At 71.6% G+C, this 18,650-nt stretch carries 10 protein-coding genes and 1 pseudogene; 7 read left to right on the top strand and 4 right to left on the bottom strand.

The window, feature by feature from the left end; genetic code table 11:
- Positions 1 to 52 precede the first annotated feature (52 nt).
- Entirely contained in the window at positions 53 to 3,301 is a 3,249-nt protein-coding gene (locus ACIBN2_RS02035) for an amidohydrolase family protein (protein ID WP_399132154.1), read from the top strand.
- Between the two features lie 42 nt (positions 3,302 to 3,343).
- Here the strand turns inward: ACIBN2_RS02035 and ACIBN2_RS02040 are convergent, their stop codons facing one another.
- Together ACIBN2_RS02040 and ACIBN2_RS02045 are read right to left on the bottom strand one after the other, a co-directional pair.
- Positions 3,344 to 3,739 carry a hypothetical protein gene (locus ACIBN2_RS02040; RefSeq protein ID WP_399132155.1) on the bottom strand — a complete coding sequence of 132 codons (396 nt, stop codon included), beginning with the start codon at positions 3,737 to 3,739 and terminating at the stop codon, positions 3,344 to 3,346.
- Between the two features lie 316 nt (positions 3,740 to 4,055).
- Positions 4,056 to 4,571 (bottom strand): hypothetical protein, encoded by a 516-nt coding sequence (locus tag ACIBN2_RS02045; protein WP_399132156.1) that lies wholly within the window; start codon positions 4,569 to 4,571, stop codon positions 4,056 to 4,058.
- A gap of 504 nt (positions 4,572 to 5,075) precedes the next feature.
- Here ACIBN2_RS02045 and ACIBN2_RS02050 point away from each other — a divergent pair.
- From ACIBN2_RS02050 to ACIBN2_RS02060, 3 genes are all read left to right on the top strand, one after another.
- The gene (locus tag ACIBN2_RS02050; RefSeq protein WP_399132157.1) at positions 5,076 to 5,846 is read left to right on the top strand and encodes a dienelactone hydrolase family protein; all 771 of its coding nucleotides are present in this window, start codon (positions 5,076 to 5,078) and stop codon (positions 5,844 to 5,846) included.
- A 232-nt stretch (positions 5,847 to 6,078) separates the two neighbouring features.
- A complete protein-coding gene (locus ACIBN2_RS02055) occupies positions 6,079 to 6,663 on the top strand; it encodes a dihydrofolate reductase family protein (RefSeq protein WP_399132158.1) in 585 nt (194 codons plus the stop codon).
- Positions 6,660 to 7,073 (top strand): VOC family protein, encoded by a 414-nt coding sequence (locus tag ACIBN2_RS02060; protein ID WP_399132159.1) that lies wholly within the window; start codon positions 6,660 to 6,662, stop codon positions 7,071 to 7,073. Before ACIBN2_RS02055 ends, ACIBN2_RS02060 begins: the two co-directional genes overlap by 4 nt.
- Before the next feature lie 124 nt (positions 7,074 to 7,197).
- Here the strand turns inward: ACIBN2_RS02060 and ACIBN2_RS02065 are convergent, their stop codons facing one another.
- The gene (locus tag ACIBN2_RS02065) at positions 7,198 to 15,285 is read right to left on the bottom strand and encodes an SDR family NAD(P)-dependent oxidoreductase (protein ID WP_399132160.1); all 8,088 of its coding nucleotides are present in this window, start codon (positions 15,283 to 15,285) and stop codon (positions 7,198 to 7,200) included.
- 446 nt (positions 15,286 to 15,731) lie between these two features.
- Positions 15,732 to 16,343: a TetR/AcrR family transcriptional regulator gene (locus ACIBN2_RS02070; protein ID WP_399132161.1), complete on the bottom strand. Its 612-nt coding sequence runs from the start codon at positions 16,341 to 16,343 to the stop codon at positions 15,732 to 15,734.
- Between the two features lie 144 nt (positions 16,344 to 16,487).
- Between ACIBN2_RS02070 and ACIBN2_RS02075 the strand changes: the two genes are divergently transcribed.
- The 3 genes and pseudogenes from ACIBN2_RS02075 to ACIBN2_RS02085 all read left to right on the top strand — a co-directional run.
- Entirely contained in the window at positions 16,488 to 17,222 is a 735-nt protein-coding gene (locus ACIBN2_RS02075) for an SDR family NAD(P)-dependent oxidoreductase (protein ID WP_399132162.1), read from the top strand.
- Between the two features lie 33 nt (positions 17,223 to 17,255).
- On the top strand, positions 17,256 to 17,879 hold the full coding sequence (locus ACIBN2_RS02080) for an NADPH-dependent F420 reductase (protein ID WP_399132163.1): 624 nt from the start codon (positions 17,256 to 17,258) through the stop codon (positions 17,877 to 17,879).
- Between the two features lie 139 nt (positions 17,880 to 18,018).
- A pseudogene (locus tag ACIBN2_RS02085) lies at positions 18,019 to 18,599 on the top strand (transposase family protein); the annotation flags it as partial.
- Positions 18,600 to 18,650: the final 51 nt, after the last annotated feature.

An 18,650-nucleotide genomic window follows, 5' to 3' on the forward strand; every position in this document is an offset into this window, starting at 1 on the left:
TGGCCGTGGATGTCGTTGAGTCCGCACGGCTGGTGCACCAGTGTTGACTGTCATGGACCGTGACAGGAGCAGCCTCTTCCGTCCGACCCGCCGTCAACTCCTCGCCGCCGCAGGCGCCGTGCCGCTCGTGAGCGCCGCCCCCGCGGCGGGGCGCCCGCGTACTGGCGCCGCGCACCTGACGTTCACCCTGGCCACCAACGGCTCGGCCACCCTCGCCCCCGCCGGCGACCGGCTGATCGCCGAGGTCCAGGGCACCCTGTGGTCCCTGCCCCGCACCGGCGGCACCGCCCGGCGCCTGAGCCCGGTGGACCTCGAACCCAACCGGCCCACCCACTCCCCGGACGGCCGCCTCGTCGCCTTCTGCGCCTACCGGGACGGCGGATTCCACCTGTGGACCCTGCGCCCCGACGGCTCCGGCCTGCACCAGCGCACCGACGGCCCGTGGGACGATCGCGGCCCGGCCTGGTCGCCCGACGGTACCCGGCTCGCCTTCTCCTCCGAACGCGGCGGCGACCCCGTCGACGGCAGTCCGTACCGCATCCACGTCCTCGACCTGCGCACCGGCCACATCACTCGCGTCACCGGCCTCCCCGGCCAGAACGGACCTCTCCAGGACGGCGGCTGGGAGGACTTCGACCCCACCTGGACACCCGACGGCACCCGCATCCTGTTCGTCCGCGCCAAGACGGTCACCACACCGCTCGGCATCAGTGTCGAGGCCCGCACGATCGCGGACGTCGCCGCCGACGGCACCGGACCGGTCGCCGTCCGCCACACCGAGACCGAGGCCGCACAGGTCATGACGCCCGCCGTCGCGCCCGACGGCCGCTTTGCCTATCTGCGCACCACCGCCTCTCCGAACGGCACCTGCACCCTCGTCGTCGACGGCCACCCCGTCCCGGTCACCGGGGACATCGCCCCCGTCCCACCGCGCTGGACACCGGACGGGCAGGTGCTCCTGACGATCGACGGTGCCTTCACCCTCGTACGGCCGGACAACCCCCGACAGCCGGAGACGATCCCCTTCGAGGGGGTGCTGCCCGTGCGGCGGCCGCGATACGCGACCAAGGAGTACGACCTGGGCGAGGCACGCACACGCCCGGTGCGGGGCATCCACCTGCCCGCCCTCTCGCCGGACGGCCGGCACATCGCCTTCGCCGCCCTGAACTCGCTCTTCCTGGGCGGGACTTCGGGCGGACGCGCGCCCCGGCGGCTGCACAGGGCGACTCCCACCCGCTACCTCCTCGCGCCCTCCTGGGCCCCCGACGGACGCTCCCTCGTCTACGCCGACGACCGCGACGGTCTCCTCGGCGTGTACCGGCACGATCTGGCCACCGGCGCGGAGACCGCGCTGGCGACCGGCGGCAGGGTGCACCCCGCGCTGTCGCCCGACGGGCGGCGGCTCGCCTGCCTCGACATGACCGGCAGGCTCCTCGTCCGCGACCTGGAGTCCGGCACGGAACAGGTCCTGGCGGACCCCTTGGGTGGCGGCGGCCTGCCCGGACGCCCGAGCTGGTCACCCGACGGCCGCCGCATCGCCCTGTGCGACCGCAACCGGCTCAACTCCCGCTTCCGGGAGGGCTACAACCTCATCCGGATCGTCGATACCGCGACCGGAGCCACCACCCTGCACCAGGTGGCGCCCCACACATCGATCTCGGACCGCTACGACTCCGGGCCCGTCTGGTCACCCGACGGCCGCTGGATGGCGGTGATCGTCGAGTCGGCGCTGTGCCTGCTGCCCGTCGAAGCCGACGGCACCCCGCGCGGCGACCTGCGCACGCTCACCACCGAGCCGGCCGACCACCCCTCCTGGTCCGGCGACTCCACCACCCTCCTCTACCTCTCCGCCGGTCGGCTGCGGCTCATTCGCATCGACGGCGGCGCGGCCCGCACCGTCCGCGTCCCCCTCGACGCCTCCCGACCCACACCCGCCGACCTGGTCGTCCACGCCGGACGGCTGTGGGACGGCACCGGCGAGACGACCCGCGACGACGCCGACATCGTCGTAACAGGCGGTCGCATCACGGCAGTCGAGCCGCACCGTTCGGGGCGGAGGCCGACCCTACGGCGGATCGACGCCTCCGAACGCACGGTGATCCCCGGCCTCTGGGACACCCACACCCATCCCTGGCAGAGCACCTACGGAGGCCGCCAGACCGCAGGCCAACTCACCTACGGCATCACCACGGCCGTCTCGCTGGGCGGGTTCGCGTACGAACAGGCCCGTATCCGAGAGGCGGTGGCCGCCGGACAGCTGGCCGGGCCGCGGCTGCTCACCACCGGCGAACTTCTGGACGGCCGACGCGTCGCCTACAGCATGGGCCGCGCCCACGGATCTCGGGCGGGGCTGCGCCGCTCGCTGGCGCGGGGCAGGGCACTGGACTGGGACTTCGTCAAAACTTACGTACGGGCCCCTGGTTGGGTGATGCAGGAGGCCGCCCGCTTCGCCCACGAACAGCTCGGGGTGCGCGCCGGAAGCCATCTCCTCTCGCCCGGTGTTCAGCTCGGCCAGGACCTGACGACCCATCTGCAGGCCACGCAGCGCGCCGAGTTCGGGCACGCGATCACCGCCGCGGGCCACGCCTACCAGGACGTACTGGAGATCTACACGGAACACGGCGTGAACTTCGCGCTGATCGCGACCCCCTTCACCGCCGCACCCCTGCTCGGCGCGGATCCCGGCCTCGCCGACGACCCCCGGGTCACGAAGGTGATGCCCCCGTGGGACTCGGCCGCCGTCCGGCAGTCGGCCGGGATCCCGCCCACCGCGGCCCAACTGGCCACCCTGCGCACGGAGACCGACATCTACCGCCGCGTCCTGGCCGCCGGTGGCCTGGTCGCCCTGGGCACGGACCAGCCGCTCGTCCCCGTGGGCCTGTCCCTCCATCTCGGCCTGCGCGCCCTGCACCGGGGCGGCCTCTCCGCGGCGGGCGCCCTGCGCACCGCTACGGTCCTGCCCGCCCGCCTCTTCGGTCTCGACCGCGACCTCGGCACGGTCGAGGAGGGCAGACTCGCGGACCTGACGGTCGTGGACGGCGACCCCTTCACCGACTTCGACACCCTCGTGCGGACCGTCGCGGTCCTCAGGGGCGGGGTGCCGTACACGACCGAGGAACTGACCGCCGCCTTCGAACCCGCGGCGTCGTCGCGGCGGACGGCCGCGAGCGAGGAACACTGGCTGGCAGTGGGGCAGTTGATGCGGAGGGACGGGTGCTGCGACGGCCATCACGCCGCCGAGCCGGGGGGTACTGCTGAAGTCCGGAAGCCGTCCGGCGCGGAGCGATGCGGGGGAGAGTGATGCGGCGGCCCTCCGCTCAGCACGGCGCCATGGCCGGCACGTTCAGGCCGGCGCCGGCATGAAGCCACCTCGCGCGGTGCCTGACGACAGCAAGGCAGGCCAGTCCAGCGCCTCAGGAAGCTGTTCCAGGGACAGAACGACCGCTCCGCCGGCCTGCTCGGCATCAGCGCACCAGTCGTCCATACCGCTCGGTGCCGTGCCAGTGTCCGCCCCTCCGACAACCGGCGCAGCGAGAACGGGGACGACGATTCCGTGGTCGCCAGGTCCGTCCACGACGCACAGGGTGAGTCGAGGGATGATGCTCCAGCCCTCGCACAAGGGCACCGCCCCGTCCGGCGCGGCCAGGAGCGGCAGGGCATCGTGGACGGGTGCGTCCGCCAGCAGGAGCACAGGCATGGCACCACGGATGAACAGGGTGTTCTCAGGATCCAGCAGCACGGGACCACTCTCGCAGGCTGGAGCATCGGGGTGGCAGGCGGGTGCCTGGACGAGCAACGAGCACGCGTCCTTCAGAGCATTGGGGCCAACGCCCGACATTCGCGTTGACATCAACGCCCCTGAACAGCGCCGTACTTGGTGGAGATCCAACGTGCGAGGGGCCGCAGAACGGCGCCGGGTGTGCAGCGCGTTGACCGAACTGCGCACGCGAGGCTCAGGCCGTTGTGCGCCTTGTGGCGCGCGGGCGGTGGGAATGTGCCGCCGGCGGCCGGGACATCCCGCATGCGTGGTCTGGATGTCCCGGCCGTTGACGGGGTCAGCCGATTCCGGTGACCTCCAGGGCCGTGGTCCAGTTGCTCCTTATGGCGCTGCGGGCGGAGGACAGGGTGATGGTGCCGGCGCAGACGGCGTTCTTCAGCTTCGTCTCCACCCCGTCCTTGGAGTGCGCGGTCTGGGAGCCGGAGTAGGGCTCGGGCCAGAGGTTGCCGGGGTCGCGGGGCGAGCCGCCGAGCTCGAGCGGAACGAGGTGGTCTTCCTCGTAGTCGGCCATGTTGGTGTCGGAGTAGCCGTAGTCGATGATGCCCTGGGCCTTGAGGGGGTTGGTGTACGACGTCGGCGGGCGGACGGTGGCGGTCCAGCCGGACACGCATATCGTGCTGTGTATGTCCGACTGGGTGACGTCCGAGTTGTAGGCGCCGGGCGTGCACGAGGAGTCGGGCAGCGGCAGCAGGGAGTGGGAGCAGGTCGAGGCCTGGGCGGTGCCGGCCGTGGCGGCGATCAGGCCCGCGGCTCCGAGGGCCAGGGCGCAGGTTGTGGCGGTGAAACGACGCATTGGGGGTCCTCCCGCAAGGTGGGCCCGGACAGTGGGGTACCGGGCGGCTCACGGCATGACACCACTGTCCGCTCTATGCGAGTAGACCCATGGGGTTAACAAAGAGTGACCTGCGCAATCCTTGCCTGGGCCTGACCAATCCTTTTCGAACTCTCGGGTTTGGCAAGGGAGTTGGGCGTCCCCGCCTGGCCCGCCTGGAACTGTGCCGCGGAGGTCGACGACCACGCATCGCGGCGCGCTGACTGCCTTTCGGCGGCAGCGGTGAGCGCCTGTTGGATCTTGCCGGCCGAGCGTGACCGCCTGCGCGGCGGGGCACGGACCCCCCCGCAAAAAACCTGTTGGCGGACCTCGGCGGCCCTTGCTAGGTTTCCCGAGGCCGTGCGAGAGAACGAGGAGGTGGTACCCGTGAACACAGTATCGACATGGGTGCTCTCCTTCGGGGTCACGGTCGGGCGGTAGGTCGTCCGGGAGCGCCGTTCAAGCGCACTCCCGAAAGGCACGACCATGCAATTCACTTCTGAACAGCGTCTCGACGACGGCGTCCTCGAGCGTGAATTCGTCCTCGGCGAGATCCCCGGCGTCCTGTGGACGCCCGCATCCGCGTCCGCAGCCACACCGGTGCCGCTGATCCTGCTCGGCCACCCTCCGCTCGGACTGCGCAGGATGTACCCCCGGCTGGCCGGGCGGGCCCGGCACGCCGCGGCGGATGGCTTCGCCGGAGCCACGATCGAGCTCCCCGGGAGCGGTGACCGGCCCCGTTGGGCGGCCGTCGAGCAGGCCCGCGCCGACCTGCGCCGGGCCATGGAGGCCGGCGAGCCGGTCGGCGACGAGATCATCGACGCCCTCATCCTCCCGCTCGTCGAGAAGGCGGTCCCGGAATGGCAGGCCACCTTGGACGCTCTCCTGTCACTGCCCGAGATCGGCGGCCCGGTCGGATACTCGGGGGGAGTGATCTCCATCGGCATCCGGCTTGCGGTGGTCGAGCCGCGCATCTCGGCCGCCGCTCTGTTCGCCGGGAGCCTCGTGCCCGCCGCCATGTTCGAGGAGGCCCGCCGGGTCACCATTCCGCTGCACGTCCTGCTGCAGTGGGACGACGAAGGGAACGACCGGCAGGCGGCCCTTGACCTGTTCGACGCCTTCGGCTCCAAGGAGAAGACACTGAACGCCAACATGGGCGGGCACACCGGCGTCCCGCAGTCCGCGGGCGACGCCGCGGCCGGGTTCTTCGCTCGGCATCTGCGCCAGTCGCCGGACGGCCCCGCAGCCAGGCGGTAGGCGGTGGGCGGTGGGCGGTGGGCGGTGCCGGCGACGTCGGGCGCCCCGAGGCGCTCGCGGCATGATCAACCCCGCCCCTTCGGGAATGACCCGACTCCCGCGGTGGGGCGGGGCCGGCACGGCAGGCCGATGAGTTTGCCGAGTGACTGAAGTCTTCCGTGTGACACTCCGCCGCGTCGGCGGATCAGGACGCGGCGGATCACGGTGTCATGGAGGAGAGATGGAGGCCAGGATGAGCAATCCGATTCGGCTGTACATGTCGATGTCGCTGGACGGCTACATCGCAGGTCCGGACGATCGACCGGGCCAGGAGCTCGGACGTGCCGGTGGACGTCTGTTCAACTGGCTCGACGACCGGGAATCCGACGGTCCCAGCGGACAGGTGTATCGCGAGGCGTCGGCAACCGGCGCGGTGATCTCCGGCCGTCGGACCTTCGAACTCGCCGGGCGCTGGCAGGGCGACCATCACGACGGTGTGCCGATCTTCGTGCTCACCCACCACGTGGACGACGGGGATGTGCCACCCGGCCACGCGCGATTCGTCACCGACGTCGAGGACTGCGCCCGTCAGGCTCGCGCGGCCGCCGGGGACCGGCCGATCTTGGTCCATGGGGCGGGCGCGGCCCAAGCGCTCCTCCGAGCCGGGCAGATGGACGAGATGGAGATCCACCTGGTTCAGGTCCTCCTCGGGGAGGGCCGACGACTCTTCGACCACCTCGGTGGCGAGCACATCGAACTCGACCTCGTCCGACGGCTCGAGGACCGAGACGTCACGCACCTCCGCTACCGGGTACGCCGGTCCGAGGAGACCGCATGAAGACGCTCTTCGTCTCCTACCGCGTCACCGACCTGGACCGCTCGCTCGACTTCTACACCGCTTTGGGCTACACCGAGTTGGGCCGGGTCGACGGCGGCGACGGGAATCACCTCGTGATCCTCAAGTTCCCCGGCGAACCGGCGGCCTCGCTCGAACTGGTCCACCGCCCCGCCGGCGGACCGGTCGACGTGGGCAGCGGTTTCGACCACCTCGCCATCCAGGTGGACAAGCTCGCCACCACCCTGGAGACCCTGATCGATGCCGGCCTGGAGCCGGGACCTGTCCAGTACCCGGGCGGCCCCGACGGCCCGAAGACGTCGTGGCTCACCGACCCGGACGGTTACCGGATCGAGTTGGTGGAGTGGCCGTCCGGACATGCCGAGGGCATCACGGCGGCAGACTTCTCCTGAGACGGTCACGTCGAGTGCAGTGAGAACACTTCAGGCGCGCCATCGAATGGTCGTGGTGCGAGGCCGTGGTTCCTTCCACAGTCCTCAGGAGTCCTCAGGAGTCCTCAGGAGTCCTCAGGAGTCCTCAGGTGGTCCGGTCCATCCACCCGCGGACGGCCGTCGCCGTGGTCCGGGCGTGGTCCTGGAGGAGCGAGAAGTGGTTGCCGGGGACATCGAGTTGGGTGTGCGGCAGGGGCCAGGAAGTTCGCCACTCGTCACGTGTCGTGTTCGCCGCCATCTCGGGGGTGGGTTCCGTGGCGCGTACCAGCAGGGTGGGTGTGGCGACCGGCTTCGGGGTCCAGCCGAGGAACATGCGCGTGTACGCGCCCAGGGCTGCAACGCCGGCGTCCTCGTCGCCGGTGAACTCGTGGCCGGCCAGGTGAGGGGCGATGGCCGCCGGGAGGGACAGCAGCCACTCCTTGTCGCTGTTGCCGTCGTCGATGACGTACGTGTCCAGCAGCACCTGCCCGGCGGGAGGAGTGCCCATGGCCTCCAGCTGCCGGGTCACGGCGTGCGCCACGGCGCCTCCGGTGCTCGCGCCGACGAGGAAGAACGGTCGGTTCACTACGTGCTTCATCACCGACTCGGCGTGGGTGACGGCGAGGGTCTCCAGGTTGGCCGGTACGGCCTCACCCGCGCCGATGCCGGGGTGCGGGAACTCGAGCACGTCCAACTCGCCCTGGAGGCAAGCGTGGAAGCGGGCGAATTCTCCGGCCGGGGCGGCGAGAGGCGGGTTGGTGCCCGGGAAGAAGACGAGTACCGGGCCGTCCCCGGAACCCGTTGCGCGCCGCGTCGGTGGGAGCGCGTGCCGTCTGCTGTCGGCCGCGTCGTAGGTCGGTACCGCCCAGGACGCGGTGACCAGCATGTGCATCGCCTCGACCACCCGGCCTGTCTCGCAGACGCGCCGGTAGAGGGAGGCCAGGGTCTGGGCGGGGCGCAGTGCTGATGGTTGCCCGGCCTCCGCTGTCTTTGCGGGTAGCTCGTCCTGGAGCAGGCCGAGTACGTGGCCGGCCAGGTCCTCTGCCGTCGGGTGCTCGAACACCACGGCGGCGGGGAGCCTGAGTCGTAGGGCTGTGCTCAGCCTGTTGCGGATCTGCACTGCCATCAGGGAGTCGAAGCCCAGCTCGATGAAGGACTTGCCGGCCGGGAGTGCGGCGGCGTCCGGGTAGCCGAGTACGGTTGCTACGTCGGTGTTCATCAATTCGACCAGTACGTACTCGCGTTGAGTGGCCGGAGCTTCGGCCAGCAGCTTGCGCCATGCGCCCGGCTGCCACGGCTGCTCCGGGTCGGGGTGTGCGCCCTCAGCAGCGGGCGTCGCGGCACGTACCAGCCCACGCAGGAGCGGCGGCAGATGCCCTCCGGCGGATCGCAGGGCCGCCCGGTCCAGCAGGACGGGCGCCACTACGGGCTCGCCCGCGCGGAGTGCCGCGTCGAACAGGGTCAGGCCCTGGGGCACGGTGAGTGGTCGCAGCCCGTCCGTCTTCACCTGCCGCGTGCCTGCCATCCCCCTCGCGGACTCCCACGGCCCCCACGCCAACGACGCGGCGGGCATCCCCAGTCGGGCGCGGTGGTGGGCCAGCGCATCCAGGAAGGTGTTCGCCGCCGCGTAGTTGCCCTGCCCGGCGCGGCCCAGCAGACCGGACACGGAAGAGAACAGCACGAACGCCGACAGATCCAACTCCCGGGTCAGCTCGTGCAGATGCCAGGCCGCGTCCGCCTTCGGCCGCAGCACCGCGGCCATCCGCTCGGGCGTCAGCGCAGGAAGCACGCCGTCGTCCAGCACACCGGCGGCATGCACGACGGCCGTCAACGGGGGCTCACATCCGTCGATGACCTCGGCCAGTGCGGCCCGGTCGCTCACGTCACAGGCAACGATGCGCACCTGTGCTCCCAACCCCTCCAATGCCAGCCGCAGTTCATCGGCGCCCGGCGCCTTGGGTCCGCTGCGTCCGGTCAGCAGCAGATGTCGTACGCCGTGCGAGGTGACGACGTGGCGGGCCAGTTCCGCACCCAGGGCACCGGTGCCACCGGTGATCAGGACGGTGCCGTCGGGGCGCAGGATGCCGCTCGGAAGTCCTGTGGTTGCCGCCGGGGTCAGTCGCGGTGCCGTCAATTGCCCTTTCTTGGCAGCTAGTTGGCATTCACCCGTGGCCACCGCCTCGGGCAGCCGTCGCGTGGACTCGGGCCGTCCGTCCACGTCGACCAGGACGATGCGTCCCGGCAGCTCCGACTGGGCAGCACGCACCAGGCCCCACACCGCCGCCCCGGCCAGATCCGGCTCCGGCGGGGTTGCGTTCCGAGTGACCACCACCAGCCGCGAGCTCGCCGACTGCGGATCGTCCTGCCAGTCCTGCAGCGTGCGCAGCACCTTGCCGGTCAGCAGGTGTACGGCGGTGAGCGGGGCGGAGTCCGCCGATTCGCTGACGGCCGTGACGACGACCGTGTCCGGCTCCGGCACAGCGGCCTCCGACACGCCGGAGAGGGACTTCCGCAGGTCCAGCCCGTCGTCCAGGAGAACCCAGCGTGCGGTGTCCGCCGAGTGCTCGGCCGCTATGGCGACCCACTCGAGGCGGAACAAAGCCCGGTCGGCCAAGTCCTCATCCTCGGACGGTAGTTCGCGGGTGATCAGGGAATCCAGCCTGGCCAACGGGCGGCCGGAGGCGTCCTCGAGAGTCACTGTGATCTTGTCCGCCCCGCGCACGGTGATCCGCACCCGCGCCTCCACGGACTCCTCTCCGTACAGGCGGAATCCGTTCCACGTGAACGGCATCCGGACGGTGCCGGGCTCGGGTGCGGGGCCCGCGAGCAGGGGAGCGTGCAGGGCCGCGTCCAGCAGGGCCGGATGGATTCCGAAACGGCTGTCGCTCGCCAACTCGGTTTCAGGCAGACGGACTTCCGCGAACAGTTCGTCGCCGCGCCGCCACATCGCCCGTACGCAGCGGAAGGCGGGACCGTAGGCGAGTCCCGTGTCCGCCAGGTTGTCGTACGCGTCGGTGAGGTCGATCTCGGTCGCGTCCTGAGGCGGCCACGCCGTCTCCTGCGTGGGCGCAGTGGCGGGCGCCGGGCCGAGCAGACCCGTGGCGTGCCGGGTCCACGAGCCGTCGCTCTCCACGTCCGGGCGGGCGTGGACGTCCACGGGACGCCGACCCGCATCGTCCGCCGCGCCCACGACGAGCTGGAGGCGTATGTCCGTTGCCGGGGGCAGGGTGAGCGGGGACAGGACCACCAGCTCTTCCAGCCCTTCGCAGCCCACCTCTCGGCCCGCCCGAACGGCCAGCTCCGCAAACACCGTTGAGGGAACGACGACCCTCCCGGCGACCACATGGTCGGCCAGCCAGGGGTGCGCCGCGCCGGAGAGCCGACCGGCGAACACCGTGCGGTCGGAGTCCGGAATCGGGAACGCCGGGCCCAGCAGTGGATGGCCGTGGGCCGATGACGCCCGATCCGTGGAGCGCGGTGCCTCCAGCCAGTACCGCTGCCGCTGGAAGGCGTAGGTCGGGAGGTCCACCCGTCGGGCGCCGGTGCCCGCGAACACGGTTGGCCAGTCGACATGCGCCCCGCGCACATGCAGCCGGGCCACCGCGGACAGGAGGGCCTCCGGCTCGGGTTCGCCGCCACGGGAGGCGGCGACGAAGAGGGCGTCCTCGGTCCCGCAGCCCTCGGTCCCGCCGTCCTCGCTCAGGCAGTCCTCGGCGGCGGCCGTCAGTCCGGCGCCGGGGCCGACCTCCAGGAACGCCGAGACCCCCTGGTCGCCGAGCGAGCGCACGGCGTCGGCGAAGCGCACCGGGCGGCGGGCGTGGCGTACCCAGTACTCCGGGGAGCAGAGCTCCCCCGCCTCGGCCGGGCGGCCCGTCACGGTGGAGACCACCGGAATGCGCGGCGGGTGGAACGTCAGCCCCTCCGCGACCCGGCGGAAGTCGTCGAGCATCGGCTCCACCAGAGGCGAATGGAAGGCGTGGCGGACCCTCAGGCGTACGGTCCTGCGGCCGCGCGCCTCGAACCCTGCCGCGATGGCGAGCACCGTCTCCCGTGCGCCGGAGATCACCACCGAGCGCGGCCCGTTGACCGACGCGATCGCCACCCGCTCGCCGGTGCTCTCAAGCACCGCCCGCACCGCGTCCTCCGTCGCGTGCAGCGCCACCATCGCCCCGCCGGCGGGCAGGGCCTGCATCAACCGGCCCCGAGCCGCGACGAGTTGAGCCGCGCCGGGCAGGTCCAGTATGCCGGCGGCATGGGCCGCCGTGAGTTCCCCGACGGAGTGGCCGGCCAGGAAGTCAGCCCGTACGCCCCAGGATTGCAGCAGCCGGAACAGGGCCACCTCGAAGGCGAAGAGGCCGGCCTGGGTGAAGTCCGTACGGTCGAGCAGGGCGGCCTCGGGCCGACCAGGCTCGGCGGAAAGCACCTCCTCCAGCGGACGGTCGAGGTGGCCTTCCAGCGCCCGGCACACCTCGTCGAAAGCGGTGGCGAAGGCGGGGAACGCCGTGCGCAACTCCATTCCCATCCGGACGCGTTGGGCTCCCTGGCCGGTGAACAGGAAGGCCGTCCGCAGGCCGGGTCTCGCGACGGCCCGCTCCGCGTCGATGCAGTCGTCGCCCTCCGCCAGTGCGCGCAGCGCGGCCGTCATCCGGGCCCGGTCCCCGGGCGGCACCATCGCCCGTTGGGTGAGCGGCGCCCTCGACACGGCCAGGGAGAAGGCGACGTCGGCGGCAGGGAGGCCGGGGTGGGCCGTCAGGTGGTCGGCGAGATGGCGGGCCTGGGCGCGTAGGGCGCGCTCATCGGCGCCGTGGAGCAACCACGGTGCCACTACGGTCCCGGCGTCCGATGGCGCACGCGGGGCCGGTGGTGGTTCCTCCAGGATCACGTGCGCGTTCGTCCCCCCGATGCCGAAGGCAGACACGCTGGCCCGGCGCGGTCGGGAGTCCGTCGCCGGCCAGGGGCGGGACTCGGCCAGCAGCTCCACCCGGCCCGAGGACCAGTCGACATGAGGTGTGGGAGTGGTCGCGTGCAGCGTTCGGGGCAGCTCCCCGTGCCGCATGGCCTGCACCATCTTGATGACCCCGGCGACACCGGCGGCAGCCTGGGTGTGTCCGAGGTTGGACTTGACCGATCCCAGCCACAGCGGCGGTCCGTCCTTGGGACGTCCCTGGCCGTACGTGGCGAGCAGAGCCGCTGCCTCGATGGGATCGCCGAGGGTGGTGCCCGTGCCGTGCGCCTCGACCACGTCCACGTCGCCTGCCCCGAGGCTCGCGTTCGTCAACGCCTGTGTGATCAGGCGCTGTTGGGCCTGACCGTTCGGGGCCGTCAGGCCGTTGGACGCGCCGTCGGAGTTGACGGCGGAGCCGCGCAGCACGGCCAGCACCGGATGGCCCTGGCGGCGGGCGTCGGACAGCCGCTCCAGCAGCAGGAGGCCCACGCCCTCGGCCCAGGCGGTGCCGTCCGCGGCAGCAGAGAACGACTTACAGCGGCCGTCGGGCGCGAGGTTGCGCTGGCGGCTGAACGCAGTGAACGCCTTGGGTGTCGCCATCACGGTGACCCCGCCGGCCACGGCGAGGGCGCACTCGCCGGAGCGCAGCGCCTGCGCCGCCCAATGCAGCGCCACCAGCGAGGAGGAGCAGGCGGTGTCGAGCGTGATGGCGGGTCCGCGCAGGCCGTAGGTGTACGCGAGGCGGCCGGAGGCCACGCTTCCCGTCGCCCCGAGGGCCAGGTGAGCCTCCAGTTCGTGCGGCTCGGTGAGGCGGAAGGAGTAGTCGCCGTGCATCAGGCCCACGAAGACCCCCGTGTCGCTGTCGCGCAGCGCGGTCGGCGCGATGCCGGCCCGCTCCCAGAGCTCCCATGAGGTCTCCAGCAGCAGACGCTGCTGCGGGTCCATGGCCAGCGCCTCGCGCGGGGAGATCCCGAACAGGCCCGCGTCGAACTCCGCTGCCTGGTGCAGGAATCCGCCGCTGCGCGTGTACGAGGTGCCGGTGCGGTCCGGGTCCGGGTCGTAGAGGGCGGGCAGGTCCCAGTCCCGGTCGATGGGGAAGCCGGTGATCGCGTCCCGGCCCTCCGACACCAACTGCCACAGGTCGTCAGGGGAGTTGACGTCGCCGGGGTAGCGGCAGGCCATGGCGACGATCACCACTGGATCGGCCGCTTCCACGTCCGAGGCGGAGTGCGGTGCGGGCGCGGGCTCCGGGACGAAGAGGGTGCCGTGTATCTGCCGGGCGACTGCGGCCGGGGTCGGATGGTCGAAGACCAGCGTCGAGGGCAGCCGCAGTCCGGTGGCCTCGCCGAGCCGGTCGGTCAGCGTGACGGCGGCGACGGACGTGAGGCCGAGGTCGGTGAACGGGCTGTCGGCGTCGAGCCGTTCGTACGGTCCGCCGTCGCAGACGGCGGCCGTCACGGCGAGCACCGCCTCGCGCAGCGCGCGTTCCCGACCCTCCGGCGGCAGTGCCAGCAACCGCTGCCGCAGCGAGCCGTCGCTGTCTGCCGCCGGACGTAGATCCACATCGGATGCCAGATCGGATCCCGCATCGGATGCCAGATCGGATCCCGCATGGGAGCGGGCGTCTGTCACGACCGCCCGGCGGGCGATCTTGCCGGACCCTGTGCGCGGGACGGCGGCGATCTCGTGGATCGCGACGGGCAGCTTGTACGCGGCGAGTTGGGCGCGGCACGCGTCCAGGACACGGCGGGGGTCGATGCCCTCCGGGCCCGGTACGACGTAGGCGACCGGGACCTCGCCGAGGACGTCGTGCGGTACGCCGACCACCACCGCGTCCCGCACTCCGGGAGCGCGCAGCAGGACCTGCTCGATCTCCGTGGGGTGGATGTTCTCCCCGCCACGGATGATCAACTCGCTGACCCGGCCGGTCAGGACGAGATGACCGTGCTCGGCGCGCCGGCCGAGGTCGCCGGTGCGGTACCAGCCGTCCCGCAGCGCGGCCTCGGTCTCCTCGGGCCGGTTGTGGTAGCCGGACATGAGGCTCGGGCCGCGTACCCAGATCTCGCCCTCCCCGCCGTCCGTGACGTCCGTGACGTCCTGGCCGTCGTCCGTCACGTCACCGCCTGAGGCAGGATCGACGATGCGCACCTCCATGCCCGGGACCGGCGGTCCGCAGGAGCCGTCCAGGATTGGCCCCTCCGGGCGGTTCGCCGCGATCATGCCGCAGGTCTCGGTGCTGCCGTACGCGTCGAGGAGGGGAGCGCCCAACAAGGTCTCCACCGAGGTGCGCAGGGCCGGCCCGCTCGGCGCGCCCGCCACGATGCACGTCCGTAGGCCCGGCGGGGGAGCGGCCTCCTGGGCCGAGGCCGTCAGTTGGTGGTAGGTGGCGGGGACCCCGGCCATGAGGGTGTAGGGGCCGTCCAGGGCCGGGTGAGGGTCGCGCAGTTCCCGTAACAGGCCGTCGGGCGGCAGGAGTTCGGCGGTGACTCTCGCGCTCGCGCCTACGGCGGTGACGCCCAGGACGGCGAGGGAGTGCGCGAAGCTGTGGAACAGCGGCAGCGGCCACAGCAGCCGGTCCTGGGGCGAGAGGCCGAACAGCGGGACGTAGCAGGCTGCCGTCGACCACAGCGCGGCGCGCTGCGTGGACAGCACGCCCTTGGGGCGGTGTGTGGTGCCGGAGGTGTAGAGCATCCAGGCCGGCTCATCGAGCCCGAGGTCGTCCAGGGGCGTGCCGGCGGCTTCGGTGCCGGACTCCGTGCCGGACTCCGTGGCGGACTCCGTGGCCGGCTCGGTGGCGGCCGTGCGGAAGAGGACCGTGCCGTCCGGGGTGTTCGCGGGGACGGGGCCCGCACCGGTGAGCAGGACGCGCGGGCCGACGGGGCCGAGGCGGTGCAGCCGGGACAGGTGCGCGGGGTCGGTGACGAGGACCGAGGCGCCGCTGTCCTGAAGGAAGTGGGCGAGTTCGGCGTCGGAGGACCGAGGGTTGAGAGGTACGCCGATCGCGCCCGTCCGCACGACGGCCAGCAGGCTCTCCACCGTCTCCACAGAGTTGCCCAGGCAGATCGCGACCCGGTCACCACGCCGCAGCCCCGTGCCCGCCAGGTGCGCGGCCAGGCGCCCGGTGCGCCGCTCCAGCTCCGCGTAGGTGACGGCACGTACGTCGTCCGCGAACGCCACCCGGGACGGAGAGCTCTCCGCGTGCGCCTTCAGCAGCTCCGGCAGCGGCCGGATCAGCCCCTCGTCCGTCATCTTCCCGCCCCCCCTGTGACGCCTGCCGTGAAACGGCGATCGTCAATCTCCTTGCAGGACAACCGTGTTGAGCCTACGGGGAGGGGTGCCGGGGAACCGTAGGATCCGGCCGCGCGTGGGGCTTGGCGGTCGGTGCCGTAAATCCCACAAGGGTTGTTCACGCTGCCGGTGCGGCAGAGGATTCTTCGTGGTGACCGACGGTGTGCCGGTCGCGGATCGCCCTGACGGGACGGCCGCAGCGTTGACCGTCTTTGAGCCCGGGCAGGCCCGCCCGGGCGAACCGGCCACGCCGGCCGCGCACGGTGTCCAAATGCGGTCCCGTCTCCCGAGCGATGCATGCGCAAAAGCCAGCAAGCCCGGGCCAGGTGCCGGGCGGCTGGTGTCGCGTACCAGCGGGTGCAGCCGCGCGACCGGCGGCGCGTCCAGCCCGGCCGCGGAGTGCCGAGTCAGCTTGACGCTTCCTCCCGTCGCCGGTCATCGCCGGCTGTGGCGGGGATGGCGTTGTCGATGAGGACGGCGGCGATGGCGGCGGCGGTGGGGAAGGCGTCGGCGTTGAGGACCCGGGTGCGGGCCGCGGCGCCGTCGATGAGCAGCGCGAGCTGCTCGCCGAGCTGTTCGGGGTCGGCGGCGCCGGCTTCGCGGGCGGTGTCGGCGAGCCGCGCGGCGACGGCTTTCTTGTAGTCGCGTGCGTACTGGGATGCGGGGTGCTGGGGGTCGTGGAGTTCGACGGCGGCGGCGATGTACGGGCACAGGGGGGTGGTGGGGGGGATGTCGAAGGCGGCGAGGAGCCGTTCGCGGGGCGTGAGGTCGGTGCGGTCGAACACGCCGGACAGAACGGAGGGGTCGAACCGGCGCAGGTACTCGGCGACGAGTTCGTCCTTGCCGGTGAAGTGCTGGTAGGCCGTGCGCTTGGACACCTCGGCCGCCGCGCAGAGCTGGTCCATGCCGGTGCGGTTGATGCCCTGTTCGCGGAACAGCTGCTGGGACGCGCTGAGGATGCGCTCGCGGGCGCCCCGGCCGCGGCGGCGGCCCGTGGGGCCCTTCTCCAACTCCGTCATGGGCCCATGGTACCCCGGCCGGGTAACGACCGGTGTACATAGTTTGCGCCCCGGCCGCCCGCCCCGTACGGTACGTACACAGGACGGTGTACATAACATCGTCGTCCCAGGTGCGCACGGCACCACCGACCCAAGGGAGCAACCATGGGAAAGCTCGACGGCAAGGTAGCGGTCATCACCGGCGGCACCACCGGCATGGCGCTGGCCGGCGCGAAGCTGTTCGTCGACGAGGGAGCGCACGTCTTCATCACCGGCCGTCGCCAGGACGCCCTGGACGAGGCCGTGCAGCAGATCGGCCGCAACGTCACCGGCGTCCAGGGCGACGCCGCCGACCTGGACGACCTGGACCGCCTGTACGACACCGTCAAGCGGGAGAAGGGCAGCCTCGACGTGCTGTGGGCCAGCGCCGGCGGCGGCGAGCCCGCCCCGCTCGGCGAGATCACCGAGGCCCAGTTCGACACCTGGTTCGGGCTCAACGCCCGCGGCACCCTGTTCACCGTCCAGAAGGCCCTTCCGCTCTTCAATGACGGCGGCTCCATCCTCATGACCGGCTCCAACGCTTCTCTCGGCGCCTTCCCCGGATGGAGCGTCTACGCCGGCAGCAAGGCCGTCCAGCAAGCGTGGGCCCGCATCTGGCTCAACGAGCTCAAGGACCGCCGCATCCGCGTCAACGTCCTGAGCCCCGGCCAGGTCGCCACCGCCAAGCAGGAAGAACTCTTCGACGAGGCCACCAAGCGCCAGTTCGAGTCCCTCATCCCCCGCGGCCAGATGGGCCGCCCCGACGAAATCGCCACCGCCGCCCTTTTCCTCGCCTCCGACGACTCCAGCTACGTCAACGGCATGGAACTGGTCGCCGACGGCGGCACCACCGCCATTTGAACCGGACAACACACAACCAGGGCAGGACATCTCATGAGCAACATCAGCATCATCGGCACCGGAAACATGGCCCGCACCATCGGCGCGCGAGCGATAGCCGGCGGCAACACCGTCGAGGTCATGGGCCGCGATCAGTCCAAGGCCGCCGACCTGGTCAAGGCTCTCGGCGACGGCGCCACGACGGGAGAATGGGGCACCGCCCCGGCCGGGGACATCGTCATCGTGGCCCTGCTGTACGACGGTGTCGTGCCGGCCGTCGCCCAGTACGGAGACGCTCTCGCGGGCAAGGTCATCGTCGACATCAGTAATCCCTTCAACTCCACGTTCGACGGGCTGGCCCACCGCGAGGAGACCTCGATCGCGCAGGAAGTCGCCAAGGTGGCCCCGGCCGGCGCCGGCGTGGTGAAGGCGTTCAACACCATCTTCCGCCAGGTCCTGGAGAAGGGTCGGCCCGACGTCTTCATCGCCGGCGATAGCGCGCAGGCCAAGGCAAGCGTGGAGGCGTTCATCGAGACCCTCGGGCTGCGCCCGCTGGACGTCGGCGGCCTGAAAATGGCGCACTGGCTCGAAGGAGCGGGCCTGGTCACGGTGGGCCTCGCCAACCACGGGGTGGGCAACTTGGACTTCGCCCTCGGCATCACCGAACTTCCTGTCTGAGCAAACGGTTGATGGCGCCTTTTCAGAGTGGCCACTGATAGGGGGACGGAGCCGGCGTGAGCCCGGGGCGCAACGGACAGGGCTCCCGTGCTGTTGAGCGAGGTGTTCGAGGTCTCAACTCAGCAGCACAGGAGCCCTGTTGGTTCCCCATCCCGCCGCACTCGACCTCTCACACGCCCTGGTCGAGTGGGTCACGATGCTCGTCGTCACCTACGAGGCTGACCGGCGGCGCAAACTCCCGCCGCATTCCGGTGCGTTGGTCACACTCGTGTACCTGCGCCGCCACGACACCCTCGCGAGGATCGCCACGGCCTTCGGGATATTCGTCGGCACCGCCCACGCCTACGTCACCACCGTCACCGGCTTGCTCGCCGACCGGGCCCGGGGCCTGCTGAAGGCGCTGCGCGACCACGATCCCGAGTTCGTCCTTATGGACGGCACCCTCGCCGAGTGCGACCGCGTCGGCGACAGCCGGGCCGGCTGCTCCGCCAAGCATCGCCGCCACGAGGTGAACGTCCAGCTCATCACCGATCCGACCGGCGAGGTTCTGTGGATCTCGCCCGCACTGCGCCGGGCCGCACCCATGACCTGACCGCAGCCCGCACCCACAAGATCATCCGGATCTGCGAACGCCAGGGCGTCCCCGTCCTCGCCGACCGCGCCCACACCGGTGCCGGCCCGCACGTCACCACTGGCCTGAGATGTCCGCCCGGCGGGGAAAAGCCACCGAACCGGGTCCGGAAGATCAGTCAGCACCCGGGATACCTCGCT

Origin of the sequence: Streptomyces sp. NPDC050534 (genome assembly GCF_044457745.1) — a bacterium.
Taxonomy (GTDB): domain Bacteria; phylum Actinomycetota; class Actinomycetes; order Streptomycetales; family Streptomycetaceae; genus Streptomyces.

What these genes read in the sequence shown, in the direction of transcription:
- ACIBN2_RS02035 (WP_399132154.1), top strand. Translation starts at nt 53, where the DNA reads ATGGACCGTGACAGGAGCAGCCTCTTCCGTCCGACCCGCCGTCAACTC.
- ACIBN2_RS02045 (WP_399132156.1), bottom strand. Translation starts at nt 4,571, where the DNA reads ATGCGTCGTTTCACCGCCACAACCTGCGCCCTGGCCCTCGGAGCCGCG.
- ACIBN2_RS02050 (WP_399132157.1), top strand. Translation starts at nt 5,076, where the DNA reads ATGCAATTCACTTCTGAACAGCGTCTCGACGACGGCGTCCTCGAGCGT.
- ACIBN2_RS02055 (WP_399132158.1), top strand. Translation starts at nt 6,079, where the DNA reads ATGAGCAATCCGATTCGGCTGTACATGTCGATGTCGCTGGACGGCTAC.
- ACIBN2_RS02060 (WP_399132159.1), top strand. Translation starts at nt 6,660, where the DNA reads ATGAAGACGCTCTTCGTCTCCTACCGCGTCACCGACCTGGACCGCTCG.
- ACIBN2_RS02065 (WP_399132160.1), bottom strand. Translation starts at nt 15,285, where the DNA reads ATGACGGACGAGGGGCTGATCCGGCCGCTGCCGGAGCTGCTGAAGGCG.
- ACIBN2_RS02070 (WP_399132161.1), bottom strand. Translation starts at nt 16,343, where the DNA reads ATGACGGAGTTGGAGAAGGGCCCCACGGGCCGCCGCCGCGGCCGGGGC.
- ACIBN2_RS02075 (WP_399132162.1), top strand. Translation starts at nt 16,488, where the DNA reads ATGGGAAAGCTCGACGGCAAGGTAGCGGTCATCACCGGCGGCACCACC.
- ACIBN2_RS02080 (WP_399132163.1), top strand. Translation starts at nt 17,256, where the DNA reads ATGAGCAACATCAGCATCATCGGCACCGGAAACATGGCCCGCACCATC.